Raw genomic sequence first — 25,231 nt, 5'->3', positions numbered from 1 at the left:
CGGATCGATCGTAGTGCCCCGCGCAGTCTGGCGTATTTCGTGGCGACTGGCTATTCCTGCAACGGAATCCCTTGTGAGAGAGGTTTTCTCATGTCAGGATCAGTCGTCCATCGCCACTGACCCTCCCGCCGGCGCGCCGCCCCCGTCCTGCCGCCGACGATGCCCCCCAAGGAGTCGTCACATGCGTAGTCCCCTCCGGACCCTCACCCGGCGCGGTCTGCTCACCGGGACCGTCGGCTCGGCCGCGCTGCTCGCCACCGCGGGCACTCTGGCCGGCTGCGGGACCAAGGGCGCCCAGCAGACCGAAGCCGGGTGCAAGAGCGAGGATCTGTCCGGCAGCGAGAAGAAGGTCGCCTTCTCGAACTGGCCGCAGTACATGGACACCGACGAGAAGGATGAGTCCAAGCGCCCCACGCTCGACGCCTTCGTCGCGGCCACCGGTATCCAGGTGACGTACACCGAGGACGTCAACGACAACAACGAGTTCTTCGGCAAGGTGCGCAACCAGCTCGCCGGCTGTCAGAGCACCGGCCGGGACGTCATGGTGCTCACCGACTGGATGGCCGCCCGGGTGATCCGCCTCGGCTGGGTGCAGAAGCTGGACAAGTCGAAGATGCCAAACGTCGAGGCGAACCTGCTGCAGTCGCTGCGCGGGCGCTCCTTCGACGCCGAGACCCAGCTCGCCGTTCCGTGGCAGTCCGGGCTGGCCGGGCTCGCGTACAACGCGAACGTCACCAAGGAGATCCGTACCGTCGACGAGCTGCTCACGCGCCCCGATCTCAAGGGCAAGGTGACGGTGCTGTCGGAGATGCGGGACACCATCGGCCTGCTGCTCCAGTCGCTCGGCCACGACCCGGCCAAGTTCACCTCGGCCCAGTTCGACGACGCGCTGAACAAGCTCAAGAAGGCCGTGGACAGCAAGCAGATCCGGCGCTTCACCGGCAACGACTACGCGCCCGACCTGGCCAAGGGCGACATCGCCGCGTGCATCGGCTGGTCCGGCGACGTGGTCCAGCTCGGCTTCGACGACGAGAAGATCAAGTTCGTGGTGCCCGAGTCCGGCGTGATGCTCTGGTCGGACAACATGCTGGTGCCGAACAAGGCCACCCACAAGGCCAACGCCGAGGCGTTGATGAACCACTACTACGACCCGGCGGTGGCGGCGAAGCTGGCCGCGTACGTCAACTACATCTGCCCGGTGCAGGGCGCGCAGGCCGAGATGGAGAAGATCGACCCGGACCTGGCGAGCAACCCGCTGATCTTCCCGGACGACACGATGCTGTCCAAGGCCAAGGTCTTCATGGCGCTCGACGAGGCGCAGGAGAAGGAGTACGAGACCAAGTTCCAGCAGGTGATCGGCGCGTGAAGGGGCAGCAGACCCCGGCCGGCGACCTGCGACTGGTCGACCTGACCAAGCGGTTCGGCGTCTTCACCGCCGTCGACGACCTCACCCTCACCATCGGGCAGGGCTCGTTCTTCGCCCTGCTCGGCGCGTCCGGCTGCGGCAAGACCACCACGCTGCGGATGATCGCCGGGCTGGAGCAGCCGACCAGCGGGCAGGTGCTGCTCGGCGAGCAGGACATCGCCGGGCTGCGGCCGTACAAGCGGCCGGTGAACACCGTGTTCCAGAGCTACGCGCTCTTCCCGCACCTGGACATCCACGAGAACGTGGCGTTCGGGCTGCGCCGCCGCGGCATCCGCAAGGTGAGCGACCAGGTGGAGCAGATGCTCGCGCTGGTGCAGCTCGAAGGGTACGGCCGGCGCCGCCCGGCCCAGCTCTCCGGCGGCCAGCAGCAGCGCGTCGCGCTGGCCCGGGCGCTCATCAACCACCCGCAGGTGCTGCTGCTCGACGAGCCGCTCGGCGCGCTCGACCTGAAGCTGCGGCGGCAGATGCAGATCGAGCTGAAGCGGATCCAGACCGAGGTCGGCATCACGTTCGTGCACGTCACCCACGACCAGGAGGAGGCCATGACGATGGCCGACACGGTCGCGGTGATGAACGCCGGCCGGATCGAGCAGCTCGGCGCGCCCGCCGACATCTACGAATACCCGGCCACCGCGTTCGTCGCGAACTTCCTCGGCCAGTCCAACCTGCTCGCCGCCGAGGCGGGCGGCCGCGCCGCCGACGACGTGCTGGTCACGGCGCACGGCTCGCGCTTCTCGGTGCCCGCCGGCCGGGCCCGGCTCACCGACGGTCCGGCCTTCCTCGGCGTACGTCCGGAGAAGCTGCACCTGGCCGAGGGCCCGGACGGGGTGCCGGCCGGGCACCAGCACGTCGGCGGCGTGGTCACCGACGCCTCCTACGTGGGGGTGAGCACCCAGTACCTGGTGCGCACCGCCTGGGGCAGCGAGCTGACCGCGTTCGCCGCGAACAGCGGGCTGGGCGGTCAGTTGGCGGTCGGCACGGCGGTGACCGCGCACTGGGATCCGCGGCACGCGTTCCTGCTGCCCCGGGCGGCCGGTGAGGACGACCAGACCGCGCCGCTGCTCGACGAGCCGCCGGTGGGTGCGTCGGCATGAGCGCGCTGGCCCACGTACCGACCTCCGCCGGGAAACCGGCGCCGCCGCCGGTGCGGCGCGGGCGCAACCGGCTCCTGCCGTACCTGTTGCTGCTGCCCGGCGCGGCCTGGCTGCTCGTGTTCTTCGCGCTGCCGCTGGTGCAGCTCGCCTCGGCCAGCCTCTACGACCCGGCCGGCTCGCTCTCCACCGGGTACGCGATGACCTGGGCGTTCAGCAACTACCCGGACGCGTTGCAGGCGTACTGGCCGCAGTTCTCCCGGTCGTTCCTCTACTCGGCCATCGCGCTGGTGCTCGGGCTGCTGATGGGCTACCCGCTGGCGTACGCGATCGCGCAGAAGGCCGGACGGTGGAAGAACCTGCTGCTGGTGGCCGTGGTCGCGCCGATGTTCACCAGCTTCCTGGTGCGCACGCTGGCCTGGAAGACCATCCTGTCGGACAACGGCGCGCTGGTCGGGCTGCTGCGCGACGTGCACCTGCTCGGACCGGACGGCCGGCTGCTGGCCACCCCGATCGCCGTGGTGCTCGGTCTGACGTACAACTTCCTGCCGTTCCTGGTGCTGCCGCTGTACGCGAGCCTGGAGCGGCTCGATCCCCGGCTGCTGGAGGCGGCGAGCGACCTGTACGCGAGCCCGGTGCGCGCGTTCGCCAAGGTCACGCTGCCGCTGTCGATGCCCGGCCTGATCGCCGGCACGCTGCTGTTCTTCATCCCGGCCACCGGTGACTACATCAACGCCGAACTGCTCGGCACGCCGAACGAGTACATGATCGGCAACGTCATCGACTCGGCGTTCCTGGTCCGGTTGGACTACCCGCAGGGCGCGGCGCTGTCGTTCCTGCTGATGGCCGCGATCCTGGCGATCGTCTTCGTCTACCTGCGCCGGGCCGGTACGGAGGAGGTGCTCTGATGAGGCGCTGGCTCGCCGACCGGTGGGTGATGGGCGTTGCGCTGCTCGTCCTCGGCTACCTGACGCTGCCGATCATGGTGGTCGCCGGGCTCTCCTTCAACCGGCCCTCCAGCCGGCTCTCCTACGACTTCAACGAGTTCACGCTCGACAACTGGAAGCAGCCCTGCGCCACCTCGGACATGTGCGACGCGGTGGTACGCAGCATGCAGATCGGCCTGATCGCCACAGTCGCCTCCACGCTCCTCGGCACGCTGATGGCGTTCGCGCTGGTCCGGCACAGCTTCCGCGGCCGGTCCGGGCTCAACGGGCTGATCTTCCTGCCGATGGCCACCCCGGAACTGGTGATGGGCACCTCGCTGCTCGCCCTCTTCGTCGCCGCCGGGGTGCCGCAGGGGTTCTGGACGATCGTCATCGCGCACGTCATGTTCTGCATGTCGTTCGTCGTGGTCACCGTGAAGGCCCGGCTCTCCGGTATGGACCGGCGGCTGGAGGAGGCCGCCATGGACCTGTACGCCAGCGAGTGGCAGACGTTCCGGCGGATCACGCTGCCGCTCGTGCTGCCCGGCATCGTGGCCGCCGCGCTGCTGGCGTTCTCGCTCAGCTTCGACGACTTCATCATCACGAACTTCAACGCCGGCACCACAGTCACGTTCCCGATGTACGTCTGGGGCGCCTCCCAGCGGGGCATCCCGCCGCAGGTCAACGTGATCGGCACGGCCATGTTCGTGATCGCGTTGCTGCTGGTCGGGGCCACCTCGCTGCGCGGACGGCGGGCACGACGGGCCGCCCTCGCGGTGGTCGCCACACCTGCGGGCAAGCCATGACACTCCCGCATACCGGCCGGGCGCTGGCCGACGCCGTGCCCGTGCCGTACTGGCTGGACCGGCCGGAGCGGCCCGACCCGCTGCCGCCGCTGTCCGGGTCGCACACCGCCGACCTGCTCGTGGTCGGCGGCGGGTACGCCGGGCTGTGGACCGCGCTGCTCGCAAAGGAGGCCGACCCGGACCGCGACGTCCTGCTCGTCGACGCGGGCACCTGCGGCTGGGCGGCGTCCGGGCGCAACGGCGGGTTCTGCGCCGCGTCGCTCACCCACGGGCTCGCCAACGGCGTCGAGCGGTTCCCCGGCGAGATCGGCGAGCTGGAACGGCTGGGCCGGGAGAACCTGGACGCCATCGCCGCCACCGTGGCGAAGTACGACATCGACTGCGACTTCGAACGCACCGGCGAACTGGCGGTGGCGGTCGAGCCGTACCAGCTCGACGGGCTCGCCGCCGACGCCGAGCTGGCCCGCCGGTACGGCCACGACGTGCGGCTGCTCGACCGCGACGAGGTACGCGCCGAGGTGGCGTCGCCGACGTACCTGGGCGGGATGTGGGATCGCGATCGGGTGGCCCTGCTCGACCCGGCGAAGCTCGCCTGGGGACTGCGCCGCGCCGCGCTCGACCTGGGCGTACGCGTGCACGAGCACACCCGCGTCACCGGCCTGGCCCGCGACGGCGCCGCGCTGCTCGCCGGCACGTCGGGCGGGGCGGAAGCGGCGCCCGGCGCGGTACGGGCGCGGCAGGTCGTGTTGGCCACGAACGCGTTCCCGCCGCTGCTGCGCCGGATGCGCTCCTGGATCGTGCCGGTCTACGACTACGCGCTGATGACCGAGCCGCTGACCGCCGCGCAGCGCGACGCGATCGGCTGGCGGCACCGGCAGGGGCTCGCCGACACCGGCAACCAGTTCCACTACTACCGGCTCACCGCCGACAACCGGATCCTGTTCGGCGGCTACGACGCGATCTACCACTACGGCAACCGGGTGGCGCCCGCGCTGGAGCAGCGCGAGGCCACCTTCACCACGCTCGCCTCGCACTTCTTCACGACCTTCCCGCAGCTCGCCGATGTGCGCTTCAGTCACCGCTGGGGTGGCGTCATCGATACCTGCACCCGGTTCTGCGCGTTCTTCGGCACGGCCTATGAAGGGCGTCTGGCGTACGCGGCCGGGTTCACCGGGCTCGGCGTCGGCGCGACCCGGTTCGGCGCCCGCGTGACGCTCGACCTGCTCTCCGTCGCGGACACCCCGCTGACCCGGCTCGACCTGGTACGCAGCAAGCCGCTGCCGTTCCCGCCGGAACCGGCCCGGTCCGTGGGCATCAACCTCACCCGCTGGTCGCTCGCCCGCGCCGACGCGCGCGACGGACGGCGCAACCTCTGGCTCCGTACTCTCGACCGTCTTGGACTGGGGTTCGACTCCTGATGCGTATCCTCCTCGTCGGCGCCGGTGGCGTCGGCTCCGCCGCCGTATCCATCGCCGCCCGCCGTTCCTTCTTCGAGCTCATGGTGGTCGCCGACCACGACCCGGCACGGTCGGCGCGGGCCGTCGCCGGGCACGGCGACCGCTTCGTCGCCGCCACAGTCGACGCCTCCTCCGCCGACGAGGTGGCCGCGCTGTGCCGGGAACACCGGATCACCCACGTGCTCAACGCCGTCGACCCGCGCTTCGTCATGCCGATCTTCGACGGCGCGTTCGCCGCCGGGGCCGACTACCTCGACATGGCCATGTCGCTGTCCCGGCCGCACCCCGAGCGTCCCTACGCCGAGACCGGGGTCAAGCTCGGCGACGAGCAGTTCGCCGTCGCGCAGCGGTGGGCCGCCGCCGGGCGGCTCGCGCTGTGCGGCATCGGCGTCGAACCGGGCCTGTCCGACGTCTTCGCCCGCTACGCCGCCGACGAACTCTTCGCCGAGATCGACGAGATCGGGGTACGCGACGGCGCGAACCTCACAGTCGCCGGGTACGACTTCGCGCCCTCGTTCTCCATCTGGACCACCATCGAGGAGTGCCTCAACCCGCCGGTGATCTGGGAGGCCGGGCGCGGCTGGTTCACCACCGAGCCGTTCAGCGAGCCGGAGGTGTTCGACTTCCCGGCCGGGATCGGCCCGGTCGAGTGCGTCAACGTCGAGCACGAGGAGGTGCTGCTCATCCCGCGCTGGGTCGAGGCGAAGCGGGTCACCTTCAAGTACGGCCTCGGCGCCGAGTTCATCGAGGTGCTGCGCACGCTGCACAAGCTCGGGCTCGACTCGACCGAGCCGGTGCGCGTACGCGGCGTCGACGTGTCGCCGCGCGACCTGGTGGCCGCCGCGCTGCCCGACCCGGCCACGCTCGGCGACCGGATGAGCGGCAAGACGTGCGCCGGCACTTACGTCACCGGCACCGGCCCGGACGGGCGGCCGCGCCGCGTCTACCTCTACCACGTGGTCGACAACGAGTGGTCGATGAGCGAGTACGGCCACCAGGCGGTGGTCTGGCAGACCGCCGTGAACCCGGTCGTCGCGTTGGAACTGCTCGCCACCGGCGCCTGGTCCGGCACGGGTGTGCTCGGCCCGGAGGCGTTCCCGCCGACCCCCTTCCTGGACCTGCTCACCGGCTACGGTTCGCCGTGGGGGATGGAGGAACGATGACCCGGTACGGCCCGATGTACGGTCCCGACATCACGTTCCTCGGCGTGCCGCCGTGCACGGTCGAGGAGCCGGTCACGTACGCCGACGCGGACGTGGTGATCATCGGTGCGCCGTTCGACGGCGGCACCTCGCACCGGCCGGGCACCCGGTTCGGGCCCTCCGCCATCCGGCAGGCCTGCTACCTGCCGCACGACGGCTCCCGCCCGTCGCTGGCGCTGCGCGTGGACGCGCTGAAGGACCTGTGCGTCTACGACGCCGGCGACGTCGAGATGTTCAGTGGCGACATCGAGCGCTCGCTGGCCGCGCTGGAGACCGCCGTGCACGCGGTCGCCGCCGCCGGGGCGATCCCGGTGGTGCTCGGCGGCGACCACTCCATCGCGCTGCCGGACGCGACAGGGGTGGCCCGGCACCACGGGCTCGGCCGGGTGTCGCTTGTGCACTTCGACGCGCACGCCGACACCGGCGACGTCGAGTTCGGCTCGCTGCACGGGCACGGCCAGCCGATGCGCCGGCTCATCTCCTCCGGTGCGGTACGCGGCGACCGCTTCCTCCAGATCGGGCTGCGCGGCTACTGGCCCGGCCCTGACACGCTGGCCTGGATGGCCGAGCAGCGGATGCGCTCGTACGAGATGACCGAGATCGTGGCGCGGGGCCTGGACACCTGCCTGACCGAGGCGTTCGGCATCGCGACCGACGAGTGCGAGGGCGTCTTCCTCTCCGTCGACGTGGACGTGGTTGACCCGGGCATGGCACCCGGTACCGGCACGCCCGAGCCGGGCGGGTTCACCTCCCGGCAACTGCTCGACGCGGTCCGCCGGGTCTGTTACGAGCTGCCGGTGGTCGGGCTGGACGTGGTCGAGGTCGCCCCGCCGTACGACCACGCCGACATCACCGCCTACCTGGGCAACCGGGTGGTGCTGGAGGCGCTGTCAGCGATAGCCCGCCGCCGCCGCGACGCCGAGACCGGAACCCCGTGGAACCCCACCCAGCCCCTCCTCGACTCCCGCTAACCCGCCACCCCTCCCTCTCCCCGTTGATCTTGCACTTTCGGCCCCGGCATTCCGGCTTTTTCGGGCGCTCATCGGGCACCAACTGCAAGATCGCGCGGGTGGGGGTGAGGGCTTAGCACACGGGCGGGGATGGTGGGGGTTGTGCACATCCCGGTTCTTGTCCACAGGGGAGGCAGGCGGTGAGGGAGGCCGGCGGGGGTGGGGCTGCATGGTTCGGGTATGTCGACGCAGCTTTGGCGGACCCGGGAACTGATGCGGGTCCTCACCGTGAAGCGAGTACGCACACAGGTCAAACGGGAGGAACTGATCCGGGTGCGGCGCGGTGTCTACGCGCCGACGCCGTGCGATGACGAGGACGAACTGAGGGCGCTGCTGCTGTGTCTACCCGGCGGCGCGATGCTCGCCATGCAGAGCGCGGCACGCCGCCACGGGTTCGGGGTGCTCCGGGAATCCGCTGTGCACGTGCAGTTGCCGCCGGAGGTCGCCAAGCCCCGGTTGCCGGGTCTCGTCGTCCATCACTCCGTCCTGCCGGTCCGGCCGGTGTTCGTCGGCGGCCTATCGTGTGTGCCCGCCGCGCAGTGTGCGATCGACCTGGCCCGGGGCACCCGCCGGATGGACGCCCTTCCCGTGCTGGACGCCGCACTCCGCTCGGGCGCCGTGACGGCCGACGACCTCGCGGCCGAGTTGCCTCTGCATCGCGCCCTGCGTGGCGTCCGGCAGGCGCGTGACCTCGTGCCACGAGCCGACGGTCGGGCCGAGTGCCGGCAGGAGAGCCAGTTACGGCTACTGCTGCTCGACGACGGGCTTCCGGCCCCGGAGCCGCAGATGTGGGTTCACGATCGGTACGGCATACCCCGCTTCCGCATCGACCTGGGTTACCGGGAACGGCGGGTGGGAGTGGAGTACGACGGCCTGTCCCACCTGGACCGGGAACACCTGCGGTACGACCGCGACCGGATCAACTGGCTCGACGCCAACGGCTGGCGGATGCGCTACTTCACCGACCGCGACCTGTACCGCCGCCCGTCCCACATCCTCACCACCCTCCGAGCCGCCCTGACCCCCTAACCCGCCCTCGCCCCCTCCCTCTCCCTCTCCCTCTCCCCCGCGATCTTGCACTTAGGTGCCCGACAAAAAGGGCAATCACGACAACTCCGGGGCGCCAAGTGCAAGATCGCGGGGGGAGAGGGAGGGGCGGGGCGTCAGGGGTGGGCGCAGCGGGGGCGCAGGCGTACGGGCTCGGTGGTTTCGGTGAGGGAGTTGGGCTCGATCACCAGGCGGGCGATCACCGTGGCCGGGCCGGGGCGGAATCTGCCCTGGTCGGCGGGGATGGTCGCGGTCCAGGTGCCGGCGGTGCGCTCGTCGGTGCACGCGCCGATCACGCCGAACCCGAAGCCGGTGACCGAGCCGCGCCGCTGGTCGAGGTGCACCTCGATGTACGCGAGGCCACGCTCGGCGCCGCAGTCGAACCGGCCGCGGACGGTGGCGGTGTGCGCTCGCCCGTCCGTCGTGCCGTACCAGTTGACGGAGATGCTGGGGGAGGCCGCCGGGGCGGCGACGGCGGCGCCCGGCGCGAGCCCGAGCGTGGCGGCGGTGGCCAGGGCGGTGAGGCCGGCGGCGAGCACTGGCTGTCGGACCGGGTGCATGGGCGGGCTCCTGTCGAGCGGTGGTGGGACGCGTACTCCGAAGTGGACGGCGTCAGCATCCCACCGCCGCGATGCCCGCGAGCTGCAAGATCTCGGACAGATCAGCGGTTCAGGTGGGACCGGATGAGGAACCGGACGCCCTCCGGGGCCTCCAGGGAGAAGCCGCTGCCCCGGCCGGGCACCACGTCGACGGTGAGCCGGGTGTGCTGCCACAACTCCCACTGGGCCTTGGACATCCAGAACTCCACCGGCTCGGGCACGCCGTCGACCGCCAGCGAGGCGAGCAGCACGTCCGAGCCGCCGGTACGGAACTCGCCGGCCGGGTAGCACATCGGGGCGCTGCCGTCGCAGCAGCCGCCGGACTGGTGGAACATCAGTGGGCCGTGCTGCCCCCGCAGCGACCGGATCAGGTCGGCCGCCGCGGGGGTCACTGTTACCGGGTCGCCCATCAGAAGAAGCCAAGCTTCTTCGGCGAGTAGCTGACCAGCAGGTTCTTGGTCTGCTGGTAGTGCTCCAGCATCATCTTGTGGTTCTCCCGGCCGATGCCGGACTGCTTGTAGCCGCCGAACGCCGCGTGCGCCGGGTAGGCGTGGTAGCAGTTCGTCCAGACCCGGCCAGCCTGGATCGCCCGCCCGGCCCGGTACGCGGTGTTGAGGTCCCGGGTCCACACGCCCGCGCCGAGCCCGTACAGCGTGTCGTTTGCGATCTTCACGGCGTCGTCCAGGTCGGCGAAGGACGTCACCGACACCACCGGGCCGAAGATCTCCTCCTGGAAGATCCGCATCGAGTTGTCGCCCTCGAAGATCGTCGGCTGGACGTAGTAGCCGCCGGACAGCTCGCCGCCGAGGTCGGCCCGCTCGCCGCCGGTCAGCACCTTCGCGCCCTCCTGCCGCCCGATGTCCAGGTAGGAAAGGATCTTCTCCAACTGGTCGTTGGAGGCCTGCGCGCCGACCATCGTGTCGGTGTCCAGCGGGTGCCCCTGCTTGATCTGCCGGGTCCGGTCCACGGCGGCGGCCAGGAAGTCGGAGTAGTGGCCCTGCTGGATGAGCGCCCGGGACGGGCAGGTGCACACCTCGCCCTGGTTGAGCGCGAACATGGTGAAGCCTTCGAGCGCCTTGTCCAGGAAGTCGTCGGAGGCGGCGCTGACGTCGTCGAAGAAGAGGTTCGGGCTCTTGCCGCCCAGCTCCAGCGTGACCGGCCTGATGTTCTCGCTGGCGTACTGCATGATCAGCCGCCCGGTGGTGGTCTCGCCGGTGAACGCCACCTTCGCCACCCGCGGCGAGGACGCGAGCGGCTTGCCCGCCTCGACGCCGAAGCCGTTCACCACGTTGAGCACGCCCGGCGGCAGCAGGTCGCCGATCAGCGAGAGCAGGTGGTGGATCGAGGCGGGCGTCTGCTCGGCCGGCTTGAGCACCACCGCGTTGCCGGCGGCGAGCGCCGGGGCGAGCTTCCACACCGCCATGAGGATCGGGAAGTTCCACGGAATGATCTGCCCGACCACGCCGAGCGGCTCGTGGAAGTGGTAGGCCACTGTGTCGTCGTCGAGTTCGCCGAGCGAGCCCTCCTGCGCCCGGATCGCCCCGGCGAAGTAGCGGAAGTGGTCGATGGCGAGCGGGATGTCGGCGGCGAGCGTCTCGCGTACCGGCTTGCCGTTCTCCCACGTCTCGGCGATCGCCAGGGACTCCAGGTTGTCCTGCATGCGGTCGGCGATCCGGTTGAGGATCAGCGAACGCTCGGCGACCGAGGTGCGGCCCCACGCGTCGGCCGCGCCGTGCGCCGCGTCGAGCGCCTTCTCCACGTCTTCGGCGGTGCCCCGGGCCACCTCGCAGAAGGTCTGCCCGGTCACCGGGGTCGGGTTCTCGAAGTACTTGCCACCGTGCGGCTTCACGTACTCGCCGCCGATGTAGTGGTCGTAGCGGGACTGCCAGTGGGTGGGGGCGTCGTAGCGCGTCATGGGTACCTCCGCCGTCCGTCTGGGGTGGATGGCGGGCAGGCTAGTTTCCGGGACGTTGCAGGAACGTTGCGCGCGGCAGCGCGTACTCCTCGGCGAGCTGGCGGGCCCGCGCGACAGCGAGTGGCCGGCGCGGCGTGCCCGGCGGCAGCGCCCGGGCCAGGGCCTGCCAGGCGGCGAGGTCGTCGGCCCCGGCCGCCGTCGCGGTCCAGGCGGCGATCAGCCCTGGGTCGGCGCCGGCCAGCACCGCGGCGCGCAGCTGGCCGTCGACCAGGCGGCGCCGCCGCGCCACTCCCGGCGCGTCCGACAGGGGCAGGAGCGGCCCACGGTACGCGCGCAGCGCCGCCGCCGGATCGCCACGTTCCAGCAGTTCGGTGACGGTACGGAAGTCGGCGCGCACGGCCGGCCGCAGCCGGTACGGGCGGGAGTCGAGCAGTTCCTCGCCGAGCACGCGGCGCAGCCGGGACAGCTCGGCGCGCAGCGTGACCGGGTGCCGCCGGTCGTCGCCGTAGAGGTCGAGGCCGAGCTGTTCCCCGGTGCGTCCCTCGGGATGGTCGACGAGCAGCACCAGCAGCTCGCTGTGCCGGCGGCCCAGCCGGATGCGCCGGCCGCCGACGCGCAGCTCCGCCTCGTCGCGGCCGAGCGCCGACACGTACGCCACGTCCGGCGCGGCGGGCGCGGCGCCGGCCAGGAACGCCTCGGCGGCCCGGGCGGTGGCCCGGACCAGTGCCAGGCTCTGCGGGTTGGCCAGGTGGTCCCCGCCGGTGATGTCGACGGCGCCGAGCAGCGCGCCGCTGACCGGGTCGTGGATCGGCGCGGCGGCGCAGGTCCAACGCTGCACCGGCCGGACGAAGTGCTCGGTGGCGAAGATCTGCACGCCGTGGTCGACGGCGAGGGCGGTGCCGGGGGCGTTCGTGCCGGCGTGCGCCTCGTCCCAGCGTGCGCCCGGTACGAAGTTCATCCGCTCGGCGTGCCGCAGCACCCCGGGGTGGCCCTCCACCCAGAGCAGCCGCCCGGCGGCGTCGCAGACCGCCATCAGGTGCGCGCCGTCCTGCGCGATGCCGCCGAGCAGGTCGCGGAAGAGCGGCATCACCCGGGCGAGCGGGTGCGCGGCGCGGTAGGTCTCCAGCGCGTCGTCGGTGAGGTCGACCGGTGCGGTGGCCTCCGGGTCGAGCAGCGCGGACCGCTCCCAGGAGCGGGCGACCACCTCCCGGACGCCGCCTGTGGTGCCCACGGTGAGGAACGCCTCGTGGGCGGCACCGACCTGCGCGATCCGCTCTACCGGATCCGCGCCGAACTCCAGGGCGAGCCACGGGTCAGCCACCAGCGCCTCCTTCCACCCATCGTGACCCACCTCACGCCTGAGCGCCAATGCGTGATCCGGGTCACTTCAGCAGTGCTCGCGCCGCCTGCGGACCGGACGAACGGCCCATCCGGTCCTACGCCGGTTGTCGCAGCGTGGCCCGCGTGGAGGATGGCTGCTGCGGACGCTTACAGAACCCTTAACTGCGGCCTGCGAAGGTGTGCCGGACGACGAGGGAAGACACGGGGGAGCGCAACGGTGCGGGTGCTGGTGGCGGACGACGAGCGGCTCTTGGCGGACACGGTCGCCGAAGGGCTGCGGCGGTTCTCCATGGCCGTCGACGTCTGCTACGACGGCGACGGCGCGCTGGAACGGATCGGGGTCAACCGGTACGACGTGGCGGTGCTGGACCGGGACATGCCCGGCGCCACCGGCGACGAGGTGTGCCGGAGCCTGGCCGGGTCGGACGCCGGCACCCGGGTGCTGCTGCTCACCGCCGCCGCCGGCATCCGGGACCGGGTCGCCGGCCTCGGGCTGGGCGCCGACGACTACCTGACCAAGCCGTTCGCCTTCGCCGAGCTGGTGGCGCGGGTGCAGGCGCTGGGCCGCCGGTCCACCCCGGCCCTGCCGCCGGTGCTGGAGCGGCACGGCGTGGTGCTCGACGTGGCCCGGCACACCGCCACCCGCGACGGCCGCCCGCTCGGGCTCAGCCCCAAGGAGTTCGCCGTCCTGCACGTGCTGATGCGGGCCGGTGGCCGGGTGGTCAGCGCCGAGGAGCTGCTGGAACAGGCGTGGGACGAGTTCGCCGACCCGTTCACCAACGCGGTCCGGGTGACGGTGATGACCCTGCGCAAGAAGCTCGGCCAGCCGTCGGTCATCCACACCGTGCCGAAGGCCGGCTACCGGATCGGCGAACCGGAATGAGCCCCCGCCGCCGCATCCTGCTGGTCGGGGTGCTCGCCCTGCTCGCCGGGTTCTTCGTGCCCAACATGGTCAAGTCGCTGCTCGAACTGGTGTGGGGGCAGGCCCAGTGGTTCTGCGGCCTGGCCACCATCGGCGCGGTGTGCGAGCCGGGCCGCCCGTTCGTCCCGCTGTTGCCGCTGCTGGTCCAACTGCTGGTGCTGGTGGCAGCCGGATTCGCGGTGTGGGGAGCTGCTCGCTGGTGCCTGCGCCCGGTGCGCGACCTGGCCGCCCCGATCGCGAACCTGGGGCCGCAGAACCTCGGTTACCGCATCCGGCATCGCGGCCGGGACGAGCTGGCCGGGCTCGCCCGCGCGATCGACGCGATGCTGGACCGGGTCACCGCCGGGTACGAGGGGCAGCGGCGGTTCGCCGCGAACGCCTCCCACGAGCTGCGTACGCCGCTCGCGGTGCAACGCACGCTGATCGAGGTCGGCATGGCGCAGTCGCTCACCGGTGAGCAACTGGAGCTGCTGACCGCGCAACTGCTCGCCACGAACGAACGCAACGAGCGGCTGATCGAAGGGCTGCTGGCGCTCAGTGAGAGCGACCAGGGCCTGCGGTCCTCGACCCCGCAACGCCTCGAACAGATCGTCACCGGCGTGCTGGCCGCGTACGCCGACCGGGCCGCCGAGGCCGGCGTGACGGTCGAGACCCGGCTGTCGCCCCGGATCGTGACCGGCGAGCGGGTGCTGCTGGAACGCCTGGTCACCAACCTGGTGGAGAACGGCATCAAGTACAACCGCCCGGGCGGGCGGCTCGTCGTCACCGTCGGCGGCGACCCGGCGCTGACCGTCACCAACAGTGGGCAGGCCGTGCCCGCCGAAGCTGTCGACGGGCTGTTCGAACCGTTCCGGCGCCTTGCCCGGGACCGGACCAACCAGGGCGGCGGCGCCGGGCTCGGCCTGGCCATCGCCCGCTCCATCACCCAGGCGCACGGCGGCATCATCGCGGCCCGCCCAGGTGACGACGGCGGCCTGCGGGTCGACGTCCACCTGCCCCACGTGGGCTGACCACCCCACATACGACTCCGGGAGCCGCCGTCGCGGCGTCCCGCGATGACACCTGCCCGAGGACGGGACCGGCGGCACCGCCGCCTTCCCCGGAGACGGCCGGAGAGGAGACCGCAGTGCCGACGCGTACCGAGGGGAGCGCACCACCCGGTGACCGGGTGGCCTGGGCCGACGTGGCAAAGGGCGCCTGCATCGTGCTCGTGGTGCTGTGGCACGTCGTCGTCAAGGACTACCTGCGCATCGACTGGCGGCTCGGCCTGCCGGTGCCGGGCGCGTGGGGGCTGCTCGGCGAGCAGTTGCTGCCGCTGCGGATGCCGTTGTTCTTCACGATCTCCGGCATCTTCGCGGCGAACGCGGTGGCCCGCCCGTGGCGGGTGTCCGGGCGGCCCCGGATCGCGCGGAACCTCTACCTGTACGCGGTCTGGCTGCCGATCCACACCGCGCTGCTGGCGCTGGCGCCGGGTTTCCCGACCGACCGGGCCACCGACCCCGGTGAGCTGCTGGCCCAGCTCACCGTGACGCCCTCGAACCTGTGGTACCTGTACGCGCTGGCGCTCTACTTCGTGATCGCGAAAGCGCTGCGCCGGGTGCACCCGGTGGTACTGCTGAGCGCTGCGGGCGCGCTGTCCGCGGTGGCGGCCACCGGGCTGCTGGACAGCCCCGGCAACCGGGGGCAGGTCTACCAGAACCTGGTGTTCTTCCTGGCCGGCGTGCACCTGAAGCCGTACCTCACACGGTGGGCGGACGGCGTGAGCACCCGGCGGCTCGCGGCAGCCGGCGCGGCGTACGCGATCGGGCTGGCCGCGATGGCGCTGGCCGGCGCGCAGAGCTGGCCCGGCGTGTACCTGCTCGTCTCCGTGGTCGCGGTGGCGTTCGGGCTGACCGCCGCCGCCCGGCTGGCCCGGCACCGCCTGGCCGGTCCGGCACTGGCCCGGCTCGGCCGCCGCACGCTTCCCATTTACGTGATCCACATGCCGGTGCTGGCGCTGCTGGACCTGCTCCTCGCCGCACCGGTGCCCGGTCTGGGCGGGCCCGCGCGGGCGCTGCTCGTGACCGTCTACCCGGTAGTGCTCACCGCGCTCGTGCTGGCGCTGAGCCTCGCCGCACACCGCGGCCTTACCGCGCTCGGCGCGCGCTGGCTGTTCGACCTGCCGCGCCGCCGTGCCCACTCGAATCCCGAAGGAGAGACCATGTCCCGAATCGACGCGCCGGCGCTGCCGGACCGAACACAGGTCGAGGAGGCCGCCCGCGTGCTGTCCGGCCGGGTGGTGCGTACCCCGGTGCTGCACAGCCCGGCGATCGACCGCCTGGCCGGCGCCCGGATCCTGCTCAAGGCGGAGAACCTCCAGGACGGCGGCTCGTACAAGATGCGCGGCGCGATGCTGGCGGTGGGCCGGCTGGCCGCCGCCGGGCACACCGGCGTGGTCGCGCAGAGCACCGGGAACCACGCCGTCGCGGTGGCGCTGGCCGCCCGCCGTCACGGGCTGGCCGCGACTGTCGTGCTGCCGGTCGACGCCGCGCCGGTCAAGGTGGACCGGGCGCGGGCGGCCGGGGCCCGGGTGGTCCGGGCCGGCACCACTGTCGAGGAGCGCCTGGCCGTCGCCCGGCGGATCGCCGAGGTGGAGGGTCACCCGCTGGTCGACGCGTACGACCACCCGGACGTGGTGGCCGGGCAGGGCAGCGCCAGTCTGGAGCTGATCGAGGAGGCGGCGCGGCGCGGTACGCCGCTGGACGCTCTCGTGGTGCCGGTGGGCGGAGGCGGCGGCATCGCCGGGGCCTGCCTGGCGGCGGCCGGAACGCCGATCGAGGTGTACGGCGTGGAGCCGGTCGGGTGCGACTCGCTCGCCCGCAGCCTGGCCGCCGGACGTCCCACGCCTGTCGCGCCGGCGCCGAGCCTGGCCGACGGACTGCGTCCCGGCTGCGTCGGCGACCTGCCGTTCGCGGTGGCCCGGACCGCCGTGCGGGGGGTGGTCCGGGTCGACGACGACGCGATCGTCGAGGCGTTCCGGCTGCTCCTGCTGGACCTGAAGGTGCTGGTCGAGCCGTCCGGCGCGGCCGGGCTGGCCGGCGCGCTGCGGCTGGACGAGGTGGCCGGTCCCGGCGGCGGCGCGGTCACGGCGGCCGATCACGGCGACGCCCCCGGTCCCGGCGACGTCGGTGGGACGCCGTGGCCTTCTGGTGGTGGGCGGCGAAGGACGGTCGGCGTGGTGCTGACCGGCGGAAACGTGGAAGCGGACCTGGTGGCCCGGCTGGCGGGCGACCGGATGACGGCGGGAGTGGCGGCATGAGGTCGACAGTGCGGATCGGTGTCCTGTTCGGGGGCCCGTCGGCGGAACACGAGGTCTCCTGCGCCTCGGCGCTGGGCGTGGCCCGGGCCCTGGCCGGGCAGGGCCACCGGGTGGTGGCGCTCGGCCTCACCCGGACCGGCGCGCTGCGGCTGCTGCCGGAACCGGTGCTCGCTCAGCACCTCGGAACAGTGGCGGCGGGACGGGCGATCGACGACCGGCTGCCGGTCACCGGCCCGGCGGTGGAACTGCGGCGCGGGGCAGCCGCCGGCACTGTCGCGGTCACCGCCGCCGACGCCCCGGCCACTGTGCACGCCGAACTGGACGTGGTGTTCCCGGTGCTGCACGGCCCGTACGGCGAGGACGGCGTGGTGCAGGGGCTGCTCGAATCGCTGGGCGTGCCGTACGTCGGCTGCGGCATCCTCGCCTCCGCCGTCGGCATGGACAAGGTGGCGATGAAGCGGGCGCTGCGCGCCGAGGACGTGCCGACCACCCCGTACGTCTGGTTCGACGAGCCGACATGGCGGGCCGCGGCGGACCCGGAGAAGCTGGTCGTCGGGCTGCGCGGGCCGCTGTTCGTCAAGCCGGCCCGGATGGGCTCCTCGATCGGCATCTCCCGGGTCGCAGACGGCGACGACCTGGCGGCGGCGGTCGAGGAGGCGTTCCGGCACGACCACGTGGTGCTCGTCGAGCAGGGCGTGACCGGCCGGGAACTGGAGTGCGGCGTGCTCGGCGGCTGGCAGCCGGAAGCGTCGGCGGTCGGCGAGGTCCGGGTCGCGGGCGGCTGGTTCGACTACCGGCAGAAGTACTTCGGCGACGCCGACCCGATGATCGTCCCGGCGCCGCTGCCGGACGAGGTCACCGAACGGATCCGTGAGCTGTCGGTGCGGGCGTTCACCGCTATCGGCGGCTGGGGCCTGGCCCGTGTCGACTTCCTGTACGACGAGGCCACCGGCGACCTGTTCGTCAACGAGCTGAACACGCTGCCCGGCTTCACCGCGCACTCGATGTACCCGAAGGTGTGGGCCGAGTCCGGCGTCACGTACGCCGAGGTGGTGGACCGGCTGGTCGCGCTCGCCTTCGCCCGCCACGCGGCCCGGCCGTCCACCGCACACCCCGGGGGTACGCCGTGATCCTGCTGTCCGACCCCCGGGTCGCCGCGGTGTCCAGCCGGGACGACGGTGAACCCCTGGTGGACCTGCGCGAGGTGCCCGGGCTGCGGGTGGACGCGCGGGCCGCCGACCCCGCCGGGGCGTACGCCCGGGTGCGTCGCGGGGTCGCGGACCGGCTGCTGGCCGCGCAGCGCGCGCTGCCGGCCGGGCTGCGCCTGCTCGTGGTCGAGGGCTACCGGCCGTTCCGGGCGCAGCTCGACATCTTCACCGGCTACCGGGACGAGCTGCGGCGGCGGCATCCGGACTGGCCGGCGGACCGGCTGCACCGGGAGACCACCAAGTTCGTCTCGCCGGTCGAGGTGGCCCCGCACAGCACCGGCGGGGCAGTGGACCTCACTCTGTGCGACAACGACGGGGCGGAGCTGGACATGGGTACGGCGCTCGACGCCACCCCGGAGGAGAGCGCGGACGCCTGCTTCACGGCGGCCCGGCACATCCCCGTGAGCGCGTGGCGCAACCGGAACGTGCTGGTGGCGGCGTTGAGCGGCGCGGGCCTGGTGAACTACCCGACGGAGTGGTGGCACTGGTCCTACGGCGACAGGTACTGGGCGCTCATGACCGGAGCGCCACACACCCGCTACGGTCCGTTGTAGCCCGCGGACCGAAGTGAACGGTCTGGCCCTCCCGTCCGTACCACGCGTCGAGCGACAGCGACGACGGGAGAGAACGTGAGGGTGCAGCGCAAGCACGTGCTGGCGGCGACCGTGGCGGTGACCGCCACGATGGCGGTCTCGGTGGGGACCGGACTGGGTTTCGCGGACACCGCGCCGGCCGCGCGGTCGGTCTGCGCCGGGTCGGTGACGTTCTCGGCCGAGGGCGGGCCGCCGGCCGCGACGAGCGACCGGTTCCCGGTGGGCACCCGGCTACGGGTGACGAACCTGGACAACCGCAAGGTGACCACGGTGACTGTGACCGGGCCGTCTGGGAGCTGCGTGCTGCTGAACGCCGCCGCCATGGACCTGGTACGCGAGCCGGGCAAGAACGTCATCCGCCGCAACGTGGTGGAACGCCTCGACGGCGCCGCCGCCCCGGCCCCGGGCGCGCAACCGGGTGAGACCCGCCCGGGTGCGGCGCAGCCGATCGGCGGCAGCGTCTGCTCCGGCGCGCTCACGTTCTTCGCCGAGGGCGGGGCACCCGCTGCCACCAGCGGTCAGTTCCCGTTCGGCACCCGGCTGCGGGTGACGAACCTGGACAACAACAAGGCGGTGACAGTGACGGTGACCGGGCCGTCGGGCAGTTGCGTGCTGCTCAACACCGCCGCCATGGACGCCATCCGGGAACCGGGCAAGAACCTGGTCCGGCGCAACACCGTCGAGCTGATCCGCTGAGTTCCCGGGTGGAACACCATGGGCAGGCCCGGGGGAGATCACGCCCATGGTGTTCCACGTCCGGGGGTCAGCCGAAGGCGGCTGCCAGGATGTCCAGGCCCCGGCCCAGCTCGTCGTCGGAGATGACGAGCGGCGGCAGGAACCGCAGCACGTTGCCGTAGGTGCCGCAGGTCAGCGTGAGCAGCCCGGCCGCGTGGCAGGCCGCCGAGATCGACGCCGTGGCGGCCGGGTCCGGGGTCAGCGTGCCCGGTACGACGATCTCCACGGCGAGCATCGCGCCCCGGCCGCGTACCTCGGCCACGCGCGGGTCACCGGCGGCGATGGCGCGCAGCCGCTCGCCCATCACCGCGCCGATCCGGCGGGCGGCGGCGGCCAGGTCCAGCTCCCGCATCGTCTCGATCGACGCGAGCGCGGCGGCGCAGGCGATCGGGTTGCCGCCGTACGTGCCGCCGAGACCGCCGACGTGCACCGCGTCCATCAGCTCCGCCCGGCCCGTGACGGCCGCCAGCGGCAGCCCGCCCGCGATGCCCTTGGCCAGCGTGATCAGGTCCGGCTCGACGCCCTCGTGCTCGCAGGCGAACCAGTCGCCGGTGCGGCAGAAACCGGTCTGGATCTCGTCGGCGACGAACACCACCCCGGCCGCCGTCGCCCACTCGCGCAACGCCGGCAGGAACCCCTCCGCGGGTACGACGAAGCCGCCCTCGCCCTGGATCGGCTCGATCAGCAGCGCCGCCACGTTCTCCGCGCCCACCTGCTTCTCGATCATCTCGATCGAGCGGGCCGCCGCTGTGGCGCCGTCCAGCCCGCCGTCGCGCAGCGGGTACGACATCGGCACCCGGTAGACCTCACCGGCGAACGGCCCGAACCGGTGCTTGTACGGCATGTTCTTCGCGGTCAGCGCCATGGTCAGGTTGGTCCGGCCGTGGTACGCGTGGTCGAACACCACCACCGCGGGCCGCCCGGTCGCGTGCCGGGCGATCTTCACCGCGTTCTCCACCGCCTCGGCGCCGGAGTTGAACAACGCCGAGCGCTTCTCGAAGCCACCCGGGGTCAGCGCGTTGAGCTGCTCGCAGACCGCCACATACGACTCGTACGGCGCGACCATGAAGCAGGTGTGGGTGAACCGTTCGACCTGCGCGCGTACCGCCTCGACCACGCGCGGCGCGGAGTTGCCCACGTTGGTGACCGCGATGCCGGCGGCGAAGTCGATCCACTCCCGCCCGTCCACGTCGGTGATCGTGCCGCCGCCCGCCCGGTCCACGTACGCGGGAATCGTGCTGCCCACGCCCCGCGCCACCGCCTCGACGCGGCGCTTGTGCAGCTCCTCGCTGGTGGCCACCGGGATCAGCCTTCGATGTTGTGCATGACGTGCTTGACCCGGGTGTAGTCCTCCAGGCTGTAGACCGACAGGTCCTTGCCGTGGCCGGAGTGCTTGAAGCCGCCGTGCGGCATCTCCGAGACGAACGGGATGTGCGTGTTCACCCAGACGCAGCCGAAGTCCAGCCGGCGGGTCATCCGCATGGCCCGGCCGTGGTCGCGCGTCCACACCGAGGCGGACAGGCCGTAGTCCACGCCGTTGGCCCAGCGCACCGCCTCGTCCTCGTCGGAGAAGCGCTGCACGGTGATGACCGGCCCGAACACCTCGTCCTGGATGATCTCGTCGGTCTGCCGCAGGCCGGAGACCACTGTCGGGGCGTAGAAGAAGCCGCGCTCGCCGACCCGCGACCCGCCGGTGGTGACGTTCGCGTGGTCCGGCAGGCGGTCCACGAAACCGCTCACCCGGGCGAGCTGGTTGGCGTTGTTCAGCGGGCCGTAGAGCACGTCGGCGTCGTCCGGCGCGCCGGTACGGGTGTTGCGGGCCTGCTCGGTGAGCGCGGCCACGAAGTCCTCGTGGATGCCCGGCCCGGTGAGCACCCGGGTCGCCGCCGTGCAGTCCTGGCCGGCGTTGAAGTAGCCGCCCGTCGCGATCGCCTCGGCCGCCGCCGCCAGGTCCGCGTCGTCGAAGATCACCACCGGGGCCTTACCGCCCAGCTCCAGGTGGGTCCGCTTCAGGTCCGGCGCCGCCGCGGCGGCGACCTCCATGCCCGCGCGGGTCGAGCCGGTGATCGACACCAGCTGCGGGGTCGGGTGGGAGACCAGCGTACGGCCGGTGTCGCGGTCGCCGCAGACCACGTTGAACACACCAGGCGGCAGATGTTCGGCGGCGATCTCGGCCAGCAGCAGCGTCGACACCGGCGTGGTGTCCGACGGCTTCAGCACCACCGCGTTGCCCGCCGCCAGCGCCGGGGCGATCTTCCAGACCGCCATCATCAACGGGTAGTTCCAGGGCGTCACCTGGGCGCAGACGCCGATCGGCTCCCGCCGCACGTACGAGGTGTGCCCGGCCATGTACTCACCGGCCGAGCGGCCCTCCAGCAGGCGCGCGGCGCCGGCGAAGAAGCGCAGCTCGTCCACGGCCGGCGGCAGCTCCTCCTCGGTGGTGAGCTGCCGGGGCTTGCCGGTGTTGCGGACCTCGGCGTCGACCAGCTCGGCGGCCCGGGCCTCCACCGCGTCGGCGAACTTCAGCAGCGCCCGCTGCCGCTCGGCCGGGGTGGTGTCCCGCCAGGTCTCGAACGCGGCGGCGGCGGCCTTCATCGCCGCGTCCACGTCCGCCGCGCCGGAGACCGGGGCCTGGGCGAAGACCTCGCCCGTGCACGGGTCGATCAGGTCGGCGTAGCCGCCGTCCACCGGGTCGACGTACTCGCCGTTGACGAAGTTGCGCAGCTGCTGCTGGTCGCTCATCAGAAGTCTCCGAGAGGGTGGCCGGGGAGAGGGTCAGCGGAGGTTATCGCAATCTGACTGCCATCTTGGCTACTAAATCCGAGGCAGACAAGGGTTTGAGCAACTGTTTCCGCGTGGACGCCTGTGGTCTAGGCTGCCGGTCGTGGAGCCGAGAGCCTTCTACGTCGCCGGTCGCCCCGCCCACGGCGAGGACGAGCTGACAGTCACCCACCCGTACGACGGGCAGCCGGTGGGGCGTACCACGCTCGCCACGGCCGACCAGGTCGAAGCCGCCGTCGCGGGCGCTGCCCGGGTGGCAGCGGAGGCCGCGGCCCTGCCCGCGCACGCCCGCGCGGCGGCCCTGGACCACGTGTCCCGGCGGCTCGCCGAGCGGGCCGACGAGGTCGCCGCGCTGATCACCGCCGAGAACGGCAAGCCGGTCAAGTGGGCGAAGGCGGAGGTGGGGCGCGCGATCTCCACGTTCCGCTGGGCCGCCGAGGAGGCCCGCCGCTTCTCCGGCGAGCTACAACGACTCGACACCGACCCCGCCGCCACCGGGCGGATCGCCCTGGTCCGGCGCGTGCCGCGCGGCCCGGTGCTCGGCATCACCCCGTTCAACTTCCCGCTCAACCTGGTCGCCCACAAGGTCGCCCCGGCGCTGGCCGTCGGCGCGCCGATCGTGGTCAAGCCGGCCCCGGCCACCCCGCTCACCGCGCTGCTGCTCGGCGAGATCCTGGCCGAGACGGACCTGCCCGACGGCATGTTCTCGGTGCTGCCGCTGCCCAACGAGCGGGCCGCCGAACTGGTCGCCGACCCGCGGCTGCCGGTCGTGTCGTTCACCGGCTCCGGGCCGGTCGGCGCGGCCATCCGGCGGGCCGCGCCGGACAAGCACGTCACGCTGGAACTCGGCGGCAACGCCGCGGCGGTGATCTGCGAGGACTGGTCGGCGGAGCAGGACCTGACCTTCGCCGCGCAGCGCATCGCCACGTTCTCCAACTACCAGGCCGGGCAGTCATGCATCGCGGTGCAGCGCGTCTACGTGCACGAACGGCTCTACGACGGCTTCCTGCCCCGGCTCGTCGCTGCGGTGCAGGCGCTGCGCACCGGCGACCCGCGCTCCGAGCTGACCGACGTCGGCCCGCTGGTGTCCGTCGAGGCGGCGCAGCGCGTCGAGACCTGGGTGGACGAGGCGGTCGCCGCCGGTGCGGTCATCGAGACCGGTGGGCGGCGCGACGGCGCGACCTATCCGCCCACCGTGCTCAGCGGCGTGCCGGCCGACGCGAAGGTGTGCGCCGAGGAGGTGTTCGGGCCGGTGCTCGTGGTCGCGCCGGTCACGAACGACCGGGCCGCGTTCGCCGCCGTCAACGACTCCGCGTACGGCCTGCAGGCCGGCGTCTTCACCCACCGGCTCGACGTGGCGTTCGACGCCGCCCGGACGCTGGAGGTCGGCGGCGTGATCGTCGGGGACGTGCCGTCGTACCGGGCCGACCAGATGCCGTACGGCGGCGTGAAGGGCTCCGGCGTCGGGCGCGAAGGGCTGCGCAGCGCCATGGACGACTACACCGAGCCGCGGGTCACCGTGCTGACCGGCGTGGCCCTCTGATCGCTCGCCCCCGGCTCACTCGCCCCCGGCCTCACCAGGTGCCGTCGTCGCGGACCCGGGCGGGGGCGCGGCCGAGCAGCAGGGTGGTGAGGGCGGCGTCGATGTCGGGGCCGAGGAACCATTCGCCGGCCTGGTCGAGAGCGAAGATCCGGCCGTGCTCGTCGACGGCGAGGATGCTCTCCTGACGTTCGCTGCCCAGCGGGAAGAGGCGGACGCCGATGACCGACCCGAAGTCGGCGAGAGAGTCGGCGCTGTGGGCCATCTTTCGCGGGCGTACCTCGAAGCGCGAGATCCACACCGCTTCGCCCGGACCCTGGCGGGCGGTCACCAGCCCGGGAAAGGCGGTGAGTGTCGCAAGCGCGGCGGGGAAGGAAGCATGCGTGTGCTTGGTGCCGCTGACCTCGGTGACCTTACGGACCGAGGTGGCGGCGGAAACCTCGTCGCCGAAGTGCGGCCGCCAGCCCGCGATCACCAGCGCGTTCGCGACCTCGGCGGGAAACCGGCCGGGCTCGGGGGGTGTCTGCGGATCCGACTGCCATTCCTCGGCGTAGGCCAACTCCGGCCAGGGGAGCACGTTGAGGTGCACGAGGAACCTGATGCACGACTCGCAGCGGAGGTCGGCCGGACCGCCCGCGGGGTCACCGGGCTCGCGAATCCGGAAGCTCTCGATCCGGCTCGTGCCGAGCAGGTCGCGGGCATCCTCGATGGTCAGCGGCGGGAGCCCCTCGGCGGCGCGGCGGTGGTCGTGCTCGTACAGCGCGTCGGAAACCACGATCATCTCGGCGTGCCGCTCGCCGCCACGCACCAGATGGCCCGGGGGTAGGTCGTCCAGGTAGGACTGGACCAGCGGATGGTGCCGGACCTCGACGTCGCCCTTCGCGCCCTGCGCGACGTGCCGTCGGCCGTCGAGCGTGAGGTGCGCCGCCGCGCCCGGCGTGGGCAGCCGGGTCAGCTCGCGGAGCAGTTGAGCGGCCGGGTCGACGGCGCGCGGCGCACGAGGTTCGGCGGGCCGCTGCTGCCGGTACATCGCCTCGACCGCCGGTGCGGGAATCCGCGGCCAGGTGGACACCTCGCCGGTCTCCTTGTCGATGACGGTGGTCGGCAGGTCGCCGGGCAGCGCCCGCGCGTCGGTGGACACAGTGGACAACACCACGTAGCCCAGGTCGAACTCCTCGACCACCGGCGTGCAGGGAAAACCGAGGCGGTCGGAGTCCCGCCGGGCCCATACCGAGGCGATCTGCTCGGCCTGCTGTCGCTCGATCACCACTTGAAATTACCGGACCCCACGGATTTCGTGGCACCCGGTATGGTCGGGCCTACCCACGGTGACG

22 protein-coding genes are annotated in these 25,231 nt (G+C 72.4%); 15 read left to right on the top strand and 7 right to left on the bottom strand.

What is annotated here, in order from left to right; genetic code table 11:
• The first annotated feature begins 181 nt into the window (after positions 1-181).
• The 8 genes from AMK25_RS00400 to AMK25_RS00365 all read left to right on the top strand — a co-directional run bounded on the left by AMK25_RS00400 (position 182) and on the right by AMK25_RS00365 (position 8,947).
• Entirely contained in the window at positions 182-1,366 is a 1,185-nt protein-coding gene (locus AMK25_RS00400; protein WP_073824796.1) for a polyamine ABC transporter substrate-binding protein, read from the top strand.
• Entirely contained in the window at positions 1,363-2,520 is a 1,158-nt protein-coding gene (locus tag AMK25_RS00395) for an ABC transporter ATP-binding protein (RefSeq protein ID WP_073824792.1), read from the top strand. The genes AMK25_RS00400 and AMK25_RS00395 overlap by 4 nt, the downstream gene beginning before the upstream one ends.
• A complete protein-coding gene (locus AMK25_RS00390; RefSeq protein ID WP_073824789.1) occupies positions 2,517-3,425 on the top strand; it encodes an ABC transporter permease in 909 nt (302 codons plus the stop codon). Before AMK25_RS00395 ends, AMK25_RS00390 begins: the two co-directional genes overlap by 4 nt.
• The gene (locus AMK25_RS00385; RefSeq protein WP_073824785.1) at positions 3,425-4,249 is read left to right on the top strand and encodes an ABC transporter permease; all 825 of its coding nucleotides are present in this window, start codon (positions 3,425-3,427) and stop codon (positions 4,247-4,249) included. Before AMK25_RS00390 ends, AMK25_RS00385 begins: the two co-directional genes overlap by 1 nt.
• Positions 4,246-5,667 carry an NAD(P)/FAD-dependent oxidoreductase gene (locus AMK25_RS00380; protein WP_073824781.1) on the top strand — a complete coding sequence of 474 codons (1,422 nt, stop codon included), beginning with the start codon at positions 4,246-4,248 and terminating at the stop codon, positions 5,665-5,667. The genes AMK25_RS00385 and AMK25_RS00380 overlap by 4 nt, the downstream gene beginning before the upstream one ends.
• On the top strand, positions 5,667-6,869 hold the full coding sequence (locus tag AMK25_RS00375) for a saccharopine dehydrogenase family protein (RefSeq protein WP_073824778.1): 1,203 nt from the start codon (positions 5,667-5,669) through the stop codon (positions 6,867-6,869). The genes AMK25_RS00380 and AMK25_RS00375 overlap by 1 nt, the downstream gene beginning before the upstream one ends.
• Complete coding sequence (gene speB, locus AMK25_RS00370) at positions 6,866-7,879, top strand: agmatinase (protein ID WP_073824776.1); 1,014 nt, start codon at positions 6,866-6,868, stop codon at positions 7,877-7,879. The genes AMK25_RS00375 and speB overlap by 4 nt, the downstream gene beginning before the upstream one ends.
• A gap of 219 nt (positions 7,880-8,098) precedes the next feature.
• Positions 8,099-8,947, top strand: coding sequence for a DUF559 domain-containing protein (locus AMK25_RS00365; RefSeq protein WP_073824773.1), 849 nt, complete (start codon positions 8,099-8,101; stop codon positions 8,945-8,947).
• Positions 8,948-9,081: 134 nt separating this feature from the next.
• Here AMK25_RS00365 and AMK25_RS00360 read toward each other — a convergent pair whose 3' ends face one another.
• The 4 genes from AMK25_RS00360 to AMK25_RS00345 all read right to left on the bottom strand — a co-directional run bounded on the left by AMK25_RS00360 (position 9,082) and on the right by AMK25_RS00345 (position 12,800).
• Positions 9,082-9,525, bottom strand: coding sequence for a hypothetical protein (locus AMK25_RS00360; protein ID WP_073824770.1), 444 nt, complete (start codon positions 9,523-9,525; stop codon positions 9,082-9,084).
• 101 nt (positions 9,526-9,626) lie between these two features.
• Positions 9,627-9,974: a DUF779 domain-containing protein gene (locus AMK25_RS00355; protein WP_073824767.1), complete on the bottom strand. Its 348-nt coding sequence runs from the start codon at positions 9,972-9,974 to the stop codon at positions 9,627-9,629.
• Positions 9,974-11,479, bottom strand: a complete 1,506-nt coding sequence (adh, locus tag AMK25_RS00350; protein ID WP_073824764.1) for an aldehyde dehydrogenase — start codon at positions 11,477-11,479, stop codon at positions 9,974-9,976. Before adh ends, AMK25_RS00355 begins: the two co-directional genes overlap by 1 nt.
• 40 nt (positions 11,480-11,519) lie before the next feature.
• Entirely contained in the window at positions 11,520-12,800 is a 1,281-nt protein-coding gene (locus tag AMK25_RS00345) for a diguanylate cyclase (RefSeq protein WP_073824761.1), read from the bottom strand.
• Between the two features lie 237 nt (positions 12,801-13,037).
• Between AMK25_RS00345 and AMK25_RS00340 the strand changes: the two genes are divergently transcribed.
• The 6 genes from AMK25_RS00340 (at position 13,038) to AMK25_RS00315 (ending at position 19,537) form a co-directional block, all read left to right on the top strand.
• Positions 13,038-13,703, top strand: coding sequence for a response regulator transcription factor (locus AMK25_RS00340; protein WP_073824758.1), 666 nt, complete (start codon positions 13,038-13,040; stop codon positions 13,701-13,703).
• Complete coding sequence (locus AMK25_RS00335; protein ID WP_073824755.1) at positions 13,700-14,752, top strand: sensor histidine kinase; 1,053 nt, start codon at positions 13,700-13,702, stop codon at positions 14,750-14,752. Before AMK25_RS00340 ends, AMK25_RS00335 begins: the two co-directional genes overlap by 4 nt.
• 116 nt (positions 14,753-14,868) lie before the next feature.
• On the top strand, positions 14,869-17,040 hold the full coding sequence (locus tag AMK25_RS00330) for a pyridoxal-phosphate dependent enzyme (RefSeq protein ID WP_073824752.1): 2,172 nt from the start codon (positions 14,869-14,871) through the stop codon (positions 17,038-17,040).
• The gene (locus tag AMK25_RS00325) at positions 17,037-18,170 is read left to right on the top strand and encodes a D-alanine--D-alanine ligase family protein (RefSeq protein WP_073824749.1); all 1,134 of its coding nucleotides are present in this window, start codon (positions 17,037-17,039) and stop codon (positions 18,168-18,170) included. The genes AMK25_RS00330 and AMK25_RS00325 overlap by 4 nt, the downstream gene beginning before the upstream one ends.
• Positions 18,167-18,802 (top strand): M15 family metallopeptidase, encoded by a 636-nt coding sequence (locus AMK25_RS00320; protein ID WP_073824746.1) that lies wholly within the window; start codon positions 18,167-18,169, stop codon positions 18,800-18,802. The genes AMK25_RS00325 and AMK25_RS00320 overlap by 4 nt, the downstream gene beginning before the upstream one ends.
• Positions 18,803-18,877: 75 nt before the next feature.
• Positions 18,878-19,537: a hypothetical protein gene (locus AMK25_RS00315; RefSeq protein ID WP_073824743.1), complete on the top strand. Its 660-nt coding sequence runs from the start codon at positions 18,878-18,880 to the stop codon at positions 19,535-19,537.
• Between the two features lie 67 nt (positions 19,538-19,604).
• Here AMK25_RS00315 and gabT read toward each other — a convergent pair whose 3' ends face one another.
• Positions 19,605-20,876, bottom strand: a complete 1,272-nt coding sequence (gene gabT, locus AMK25_RS00310; RefSeq protein WP_241826202.1) for a 4-aminobutyrate--2-oxoglutarate transaminase — start codon at positions 20,874-20,876, stop codon at positions 19,605-19,607.
• Positions 20,877-20,881: 5 nt separating this feature from the next.
• Positions 20,882-22,318 (bottom strand): gamma-aminobutyraldehyde dehydrogenase, encoded by a 1,437-nt coding sequence (locus AMK25_RS00305; RefSeq protein WP_073824740.1) that lies wholly within the window; start codon positions 22,316-22,318, stop codon positions 20,882-20,884.
• A gap of 142 nt (positions 22,319-22,460) precedes the next feature.
• On the opposite strand from AMK25_RS00305, the gene AMK25_RS00300 reads away from it, so the two are divergent.
• Positions 22,461-23,900 (top strand): aldehyde dehydrogenase family protein, encoded by a 1,440-nt coding sequence (locus AMK25_RS00300; RefSeq protein ID WP_073824737.1) that lies wholly within the window; start codon positions 22,461-22,463, stop codon positions 23,898-23,900.
• Between the two features lie 31 nt (positions 23,901-23,931).
• On the opposite strand, the gene AMK25_RS00295 is transcribed toward AMK25_RS00300, so the two are convergent.
• Entirely contained in the window at positions 23,932-25,167 is a 1,236-nt protein-coding gene (locus AMK25_RS00295) for an SUKH-3 domain-containing protein (RefSeq protein ID WP_073824734.1), read from the bottom strand.
• Between the last annotated feature and the right edge of the window lie 64 nt (positions 25,168-25,231).

Origin of the sequence: Micromonospora sp. TSRI0369, from assembly GCF_001905625.1 — a bacterium.
Classification (GTDB): Bacteria; Actinomycetota; Actinomycetes; order Mycobacteriales; family Micromonosporaceae; genus Micromonospora; species Micromonospora echinospora_A.
This window is presented reverse-complemented; position numbering and strand designations above follow the sequence as displayed.

Bases quoted from the DNA above. Each gene is read 5' to 3' on its own strand.
- AMK25_RS00335 (WP_073824755.1), top strand. From the start codon at position 13,700: ATGAGCCCCCGCCGCCGCATCCTGCTGGTCGGGGTGCTCGCCCTGCTC.
- AMK25_RS00390 (WP_073824789.1), top strand. From the start codon at position 2,517: ATGAGCGCGCTGGCCCACGTACCGACCTCCGCCGGGAAACCGGCGCCG.
- AMK25_RS00380 (WP_073824781.1), top strand. From the start codon at position 4,246: ATGACACTCCCGCATACCGGCCGGGCGCTGGCCGACGCCGTGCCCGTG.
- AMK25_RS00385 (WP_073824785.1), top strand. From the start codon at position 3,425: ATGAGGCGCTGGCTCGCCGACCGGTGGGTGATGGGCGTTGCGCTGCTC.
- AMK25_RS00305 (WP_073824740.1), bottom strand. From the start codon at position 22,318: ATGAGCGACCAGCAGCAGCTGCGCAACTTCGTCAACGGCGAGTACGTC.
- AMK25_RS00400 (WP_073824796.1), top strand. From the start codon at position 182: ATGCGTAGTCCCCTCCGGACCCTCACCCGGCGCGGTCTGCTCACCGGG.
- AMK25_RS00360 (WP_073824770.1), bottom strand. From the start codon at position 9,525: ATGCACCCGGTCCGACAGCCAGTGCTCGCCGCCGGCCTCACCGCCCTG.
- AMK25_RS00365 (WP_073824773.1), top strand. From the start codon at position 8,099: ATGTCGACGCAGCTTTGGCGGACCCGGGAACTGATGCGGGTCCTCACC.
- AMK25_RS00325 (WP_073824749.1), top strand. From the start codon at position 17,037: ATGAGGTCGACAGTGCGGATCGGTGTCCTGTTCGGGGGCCCGTCGGCG.
- AMK25_RS00375 (WP_073824778.1), top strand. From the start codon at position 5,667: ATGCGTATCCTCCTCGTCGGCGCCGGTGGCGTCGGCTCCGCCGCCGTA.
- adh (WP_073824764.1), bottom strand. From the start codon at position 11,479: ATGACGCGCTACGACGCCCCCACCCACTGGCAGTCCCGCTACGACCAC.
- speB (WP_073824776.1), top strand. From the start codon at position 6,866: ATGACCCGGTACGGCCCGATGTACGGTCCCGACATCACGTTCCTCGGC.
- AMK25_RS00355 (WP_073824767.1), bottom strand. From the start codon at position 9,974: ATGGGCGACCCGGTAACAGTGACCCCCGCGGCGGCCGACCTGATCCGG.